Annotated in this window: 4 protein-coding genes; all 4 read left to right on the plus strand. The window is 72.7% G+C overall.

Features of this window, described 5'->3' with window-relative positions; genetic code table 11:
- The first annotated feature begins 107 nt into the window (after nt 1-107).
- The 4 genes from ACG2DA_RS05665 to ACG2DA_RS05680 all read left to right on the plus strand — a co-directional run bounded on the left by ACG2DA_RS05665 (nt 108) and on the right by ACG2DA_RS05680 (nt 6,149).
- Complete coding sequence (locus ACG2DA_RS05665) at nt 108-569, plus strand: hypothetical protein (RefSeq protein WP_395254505.1); 462 nt, start codon at nt 108-110, stop codon at nt 567-569.
- A complete protein-coding gene (locus ACG2DA_RS05670) occupies nt 463-2,022 on the plus strand; it encodes a hypothetical protein (protein ID WP_395254506.1) in 1,560 nt (519 codons plus the stop codon). Before ACG2DA_RS05665 ends, ACG2DA_RS05670 begins: the two co-directional genes overlap by 107 nt.
- Nucleotides 2,023-2,095: 73 nt before the next feature.
- Nucleotides 2,096-5,407: an error-prone DNA polymerase gene (locus ACG2DA_RS05675; RefSeq protein WP_395254507.1), complete on the plus strand. Its 3,312-nt coding sequence runs from the start codon at nt 2,096-2,098 to the stop codon at nt 5,405-5,407.
- Between the two features lie 136 nt (nt 5,408-5,543).
- On the plus strand, nt 5,544-6,149 hold the full coding sequence (locus ACG2DA_RS05680) for a hypothetical protein (RefSeq protein WP_395254508.1): 606 nt from the start codon (nt 5,544-5,546) through the stop codon (nt 6,147-6,149).
- Nucleotides 6,150-6,183: the final 34 nt, after the last annotated feature.

Genomic DNA, 6,183 nt, shown 5'->3' on the forward strand with positions numbered 1-6,183 from the left:
CCGCGGCCTGGACGCTCGCGGCAGAATATGCCGGCCGGACCGCGGCGGTCGCCGGGGGCGGGTCCTTCGGCTTCCCACCGGCTTGGGCGAGCCTGGGAGCCGGCCGCGTGTTGCTGATCCGCCCCGAGTCCGACCGGGAACGGCTGTGGGTGATCGAGCGGTGCCTGCGGTGCCCCGGGCTGGCGGCGACGGTCGCGTCCCTGCCGGCGGGGGTCGACCCGGTCGCGGCCCGTCGGTTGGCGTTGGCCGCGGAGGCCGGGGGCGGGGTCGGCGTGCTGATGCGGCCGGCAGCGGCAAGCCGGGAGGCCTGCTGGGCGGACGTGCGGCTGGAGGTCTCCCCGGTTCCCGGCCCCGGCGTGCGGAACTGCGACACGCTCCGCCCCCGCTGGCGGGTCCGCACGCTGCGGCGGCGGGGGGCCGTTTGGACGGGCGATTCTGACGATTCGATCTTGGAACTGACTGATGACGCGCGTCTTGTGCCTGTGGCTGCCGGACTGGCCGGTGCAGCGGGTCCGCCGCGACGCCGCGGCCGACGGAGCCGAAGTCGGGAGTTCACCCGTGCCGGCTGACGGATCGTCCCGCCCCCCGCTGGTCCTGTACCGGTCCGGTCGACGCGGCAAAGAGGTGGCGGCGTGCTGCCGGGCCTGCCGGCGGGCCGGGGTGCGGGTCGGCACGCCGCTGGCGGAAGTCCCGCTGTGCGTCCCCGACGCCTTATGCGAGGAACACGACCCGGCCGCCGACCGGGCGGCGCTGGCGGACCTCGCGGATCTGTTCTCCCGGCGGCTCTCCCCGCGGGTGGGTCTCGCCGACGCCGGGGAGGACGACGAACCCTGCGGGCTGGCCGCGGACGTGACCGGCTGCGGGCACCTATTCAACGGCGAGCGGGCGCTGACGCGGTTCGCCGTCCGACTGGCGAGGGGCGAAGGGCTGGCCGCCCGGGCGGCGACGGCGGGTTGCGCCGGGGCGGCGTGGGGGCTGGCCCGGTTCGGCCCGGACCGGGCGGCCGTGCTCGGCGAGAACGAGGATGACGGACGCCTGCTCACCCTGCCCGCCGCTGCGTTGCGGCTGCCGGCGAAGCTGTTGCGGACGCTGCGGGAGTTGGGGGTGACGACCGTCGGCGGGGTGCGGGCGCTGCCGCGGGCGTCGCTGCCCAGCCGGTTTGGCCCGGCCGTCGCAGAGCGGCTGGATCAGTTCTTCGGCGGCGGCGCCGAGCCTGTCGAACCGGTCCGCCCGCCGGCCCCGGTCGTCGCGACGTGGGAGGGAGAACACGCCCCGGCCGCCCGGGACGCCGTCGGGCGGGTGTGCGACCGGCTGCTCGCCGACGCCCTCGCCCGTCTACCGGTCGGACGGGGCGTGCGGGAGGCGACGTTCGTCTTCACACCCGACGGTCGCGGCCCGGAGGTCACCGTCCCGCTGGCGACGGCCCGGCCGACGGCGGAGGCGGGGAGGCTGTCGAAGCTGCTCACGCTCCGACTGGACCGTCACAAACTACCCCCGCCGCGACGCGTCGTGCTGACAGTTACGGCCCACGAGCGGTTGCGGGTCTCCCGGGGGACGCTGTTCGGCGACGGCGGCGAGGGCGAAGGGGAACTCGCCGACCTGATCGAAACGCTCTCCGGCCGACTGGGGGCGGACCGCGTCTGCGTCGCCGAACCGACCGGCGATCCGCTACCGGAGCGGTCGTTTCGACTCGTCCCTGCGCTGACGGCGGGACTCGCGGATTACCCCGTCCCGTCCGAATGGCTGCCCGGCACACGGCCGGCGACGCTGCTGGACCCGCCGGAGCCGGTGCGGGTGTTGTCGCTGGTCCCGGACGGCCCCCCCTTCCGGCTAACGCGGCGGGGCCGCGGCAAGATCGACCTGCCCGCCGTGTGGGGGCCGGAGCGAATCGAGAGCGGGTGGTGGGACGGACCCGACGTGCGGCGGGACTATTGGCGGGCGGAAACGGAGAGCGGCGAACGGATTTGGCTGTTCCGCGATCTGCGGACCGGCAAATGGTTCCTGCACGGCCTGTTCGCGTAACGGAGGAAGTGCCGTGCCGGACCCGTCGCACCCGCCGTCACGTCTGCGGACGAACCCGCCGCGGAAGGGCGTCGTGAAGTTCACGAAAGCCGGGCTGACGCCGCCGTCGGGGACGCTGTACCCGGCCCAGGCGTCGCGGCAGCCCTCCGGCGCGTCGCCTCTCGGCGACGGCGAACCGGAACGGATTGAACCGGCCAACTTCGCGGAACTGCGGTGCCGGTCGAACTTCACGTTCCTCGAAGGCGCCAGCCACCCGGACGAACTGGTTGGGACCGCGGCCGCGTTCCGCTACGCCGCCCTCGCCGTAACCGACGTAAATACGCTGGCCGGGGTGGTCCGCGCCCACGTCGCCGCGAAGGCGGCCGGCTTGAAGCTGCTGGTGGGGGCGGAGGTCCGGTGCCGCGACGCCCCGCCCTGCGTGCTGCTGGCGGAGAGCCGGGCCGGGTATGCGAACCTGTCGAAGCTACTGACCGTCGGCCGTCGGCGGGCGCCGAAGGGGGAGTGCGACCTGCGAAGGGACGACCTCGCCGACCACGCCGCCGGGCTGCTATGCGGCGTGTCGCTGCCGGGGGCCGATCCTGCCGCGACGGCCGCGGTGCGAGAGACGTTCGCCGGCCGGTGCTGGGGTCTGGTCGAACTGACCCGCGGGCCGGAGGACCGGAGGGCGCTGTCGGTGCAACTGGCCGCCGCGAAGGCCGCCGGGGCGCCTCCCGTCGCGTCGGTCGGGCCGCGGTATCACGAACCCGGCCGGCGGTATCTGCACGACGTGCTGACGGCGACGCGGCTGGGACGGCCGGTGTCGCAACTCGCCGCCGAACTGGCCGCCAACGGCGAGCGACACCTGAAAACCCGCGGCGACCTGCTCCGCACCTTCCACGGCCGAGGCGACCTGCTCGACCGCACCCTCGAAGTCGCTGACCGCTGCCGGTTCAGCCTGGACGAACTGCGATACGAGTACCCGGACGAGATCGTCCCGTCCGGCGAAACGCCCGTCGGCTACCTCTCGCGGCTGACGTGGGCCGGCGCCGCCAAGCGCTACCCGAACGGGGTGCCGGACGCCGTGAAAACGGCGCTGGGCCACGAACTCTGGCTGATCGAGAAGCTGAACTACGCGGCGTATTTCCTGACGGTGTTCGACATCGTCAAGTTCGCCCGCGGCCGCGGCATCCTCTGCCAAGGCCGCGGGAGTGCCGCGAACAGTGCCGTTTGCTATTGCCTGGGCGTCACCGCCGTCGACCCGGCGGAGCATCACCTGTTCTTCGAGCGGTTCCTGTCGGCGGAGCGGAACGAACCGCCCGACATCGACATCGACTTTGAACACGAACGGCGGGAGGAGGTGATCCAGTACCTCTACCGCAAATACGGCCGCGACCGGGCGGGCATTGCGGCGACGGTGATTACTTACCGCCCGCGGTCGGCAATCCGGGACGTGGGCAAGGCGCTGGGCCTGTCGCTGGACCGGATTGACGCTCTGGCGAAGTCGATCGGCCGCTACGGGGAGGAAGGCACCGGCGACAAACTCAAAGAACGCTTCCGCGAGGCGGGGTTCGACCCGGACGCGCGGATCGCCAAGCAATTGATCGTTCTCGTTCGTCAACTGCTCGGCTTCCCGCGTCACCTGTCGCAGCACAGCGGCGGGATGGTGGTCACCCGCGGACGGTTGGACGAACTGGTTCCGGTCGAGAACGCCAGCATGGTCGACCGCACCGTCGTCCAATGGGACAAGGACGATCTGGAAGCGTTGGGGCTCCTGAAGGTCGACGTGCTGGCCCTCGGGATGCTGACCGCGATCCGCAAGGCGTTCCGCCTGCTGGACGCCCACCGGCTCGCTCCGGAACTACGGCGGTCGGCGAAGGGAACCGCCGGCCGCGGGTCGACGCTGGACCTCGCCGACGTGCCGACCGACGACCCGGCGACCTACCGCATGATCCGCCGGGCGGAGACGGTGGGGGTCTTTCAGGTCGAATCTAGAGCCCAGCGGGCCACGCTGCCCCGCACCCGGCCGGCGAAGTATTACGACCTCGTCATCGAAGTCGCCCTAATTCGTCCGGGGCCGATCCAAGGCGGGATGGTGCACCCATTCATCCGCCGCCGGCGGGGCGAGGAACCGGTCACCTACCCGGACGACCGGGTCAAGGCCGTGCTGGAACGCACGCTGGGGGTGCCGATCTTTCAGGAACAGTGCATGAAGCTCGCCGAGGTCGCCGCCGGCTTCACCCCCGGCGAGGCCGACCAACTTCGGCGGGCGCTGGCCGGCTGGCGGAAGAGCGGCCGGGACATCGGCGATTTCGAGCAGAAGCTGAAAAACGGTCTGCGGGCGAACGGCTACGACGGCGACTTCGCCGACCGGCTGTTCTCGCAGATTCAGGGGTTCGGCGAGTACGGCTTCCCCGAGAGCCACGCGGCGTCCTTCGCCTGTCTCGTCATCGTCTCCTGCTACCTGAAGTGCCGGCACCCGGCGGCGTTCTTCGCGTCGGTCCTGAACAGCCAGCCGATGGGCTTTTATCAACCGGCCCAACTGGTGAAGGAAGCCCGGCGGCAGGGGGTGATCGTGCGGCCGGTTTGCGTGAACGCCTCCGACTGGGACTGCACGCTGGAAGCCCCCGACGCGGAGGGCCACGCCGGCGGCGCCCCGCTGCCGGCCCGCCCGGCCCTGCGGTTGGGCCTGCGGCAGATCGCCGGGCTGCGAGAGGTTCACGCCGAAGCGGTTTCGGCGGCGAGAGCGGCCGGCGGGCCGTTCGTCTCCGTCGCGGACTGCGCCCGCCGAGCCGGGCTGCCGCGGACGGCCTGCGATCGGCTCGCCGGGGCCGGGGCGTTCGCGGCGCTGGGGCTGGACCGCCGCCAAGCCCGCTGGCACGCCCTGCCGGACCGCCGGGCCGCTCCGCTCCCGGACGCCACCGCGGGGACCGCCGAGCCGCACGACCCCACGCCCCCCCTGCCGACCCTTACCCCGCACGAAACGGTCATGGAAGACTACGCACGCTCCGGCATGAGCCTGAACGGGCACCCGCTGGCCGCCGTCCGCGGCCGACTGGACGAACGCCGCGTGCTGCCCTGCCGCCGGCTCGCCGGACTGAAGGACGGGGCGGCCGCGACCGTGGCCGGACTGGTGCTCATGCGGCAGCGGCCCGGCTCGGCGAAAGGCGTGACGTTCGTCACGATCGAAGACGAGACCGGCGAGGCGAACCTCGTCCTCTGGCCGACGATCTGGGAGAAATACCACCGCCCCGCCCGCACCGCCGCGGCGTTGCTGGTCACGGGCGCCGTGCAGCGGGACGACAGCCGGAAGACGCTGCACCTCGTGGCGAGCCGCCTCGCCGACCTGCGGGACGTGCTGCGGACCGCTCCCGCCGGCGGGCGGCTGCGAAGCCGGGACTTTCACTGACCGCCGGCCGTTCCCGGCCCGCAGTCAGACGTGCGGCGTCCCGCGTTGTCCGACGCTGCTAAAATAGGGGGCGGCGCGGCGTTCGCGTCGCCCCGCCTATTGATTTTGGCAAGACGCGCACACTCGGGAGACGGCCGTGGCCCGCGGGGACTGGCATCGGTACGACGCGAAGACGGCGGCGGAGGACTGCCTGGACCTGGACGTGAACTACCTCAACCGCACCGGCGTGCTGATCGACGGCATGGTCGGGTCGCTGTGGTGGACCAGCAGCGCCACCGGGGAGCGGCGGGGAACGGTCGGCTACCGGACGACCGGCGACCTGTTCACGCTGTCCTACGCCCGCAACGGCGAGCCGGTGACGCTTCCGGTGCGGCTGCTGTACACGACGCCGCACTACGGCGGCCGGCGGCCGTGGTTCCGCTGCCCGCTGATCGTCGCCGGCGTCCCCTGCGAACGACGGGTCGGCAAGCTGTATCTGCGGAGCAAGCTGTTCGGCTGCCGGCATTGTCACGACCTGACGTATCGCAGCGTGCAGGAAGCCCACGCCGACGAGCGGGCGTTCGCCGGCTGCGGGCTGGACCCGCGGGGGGCGAAGTGGCTGCGGGAGGACGCCCGATTCATGGAGGCGTTGAAGCGGAAGAAACGGCATCGGGCGGAGCGGGCGCAGGGCAACGCCCGGCGGGCGGCGGAACGGCGCAGACGTAGCAGGCGTTCACCGGTTACGCTGGCCCCCGATTCGTGAGCGTGCCGGGTGCGGGCTGATCCCCCCGGGCCGG

It is taken from the genome of Alienimonas sp. DA493, assembly GCF_043951915.1.
Taxonomy (GTDB): Bacteria; Planctomycetota; Planctomycetia; order Planctomycetales; family Planctomycetaceae; genus Alienimonas.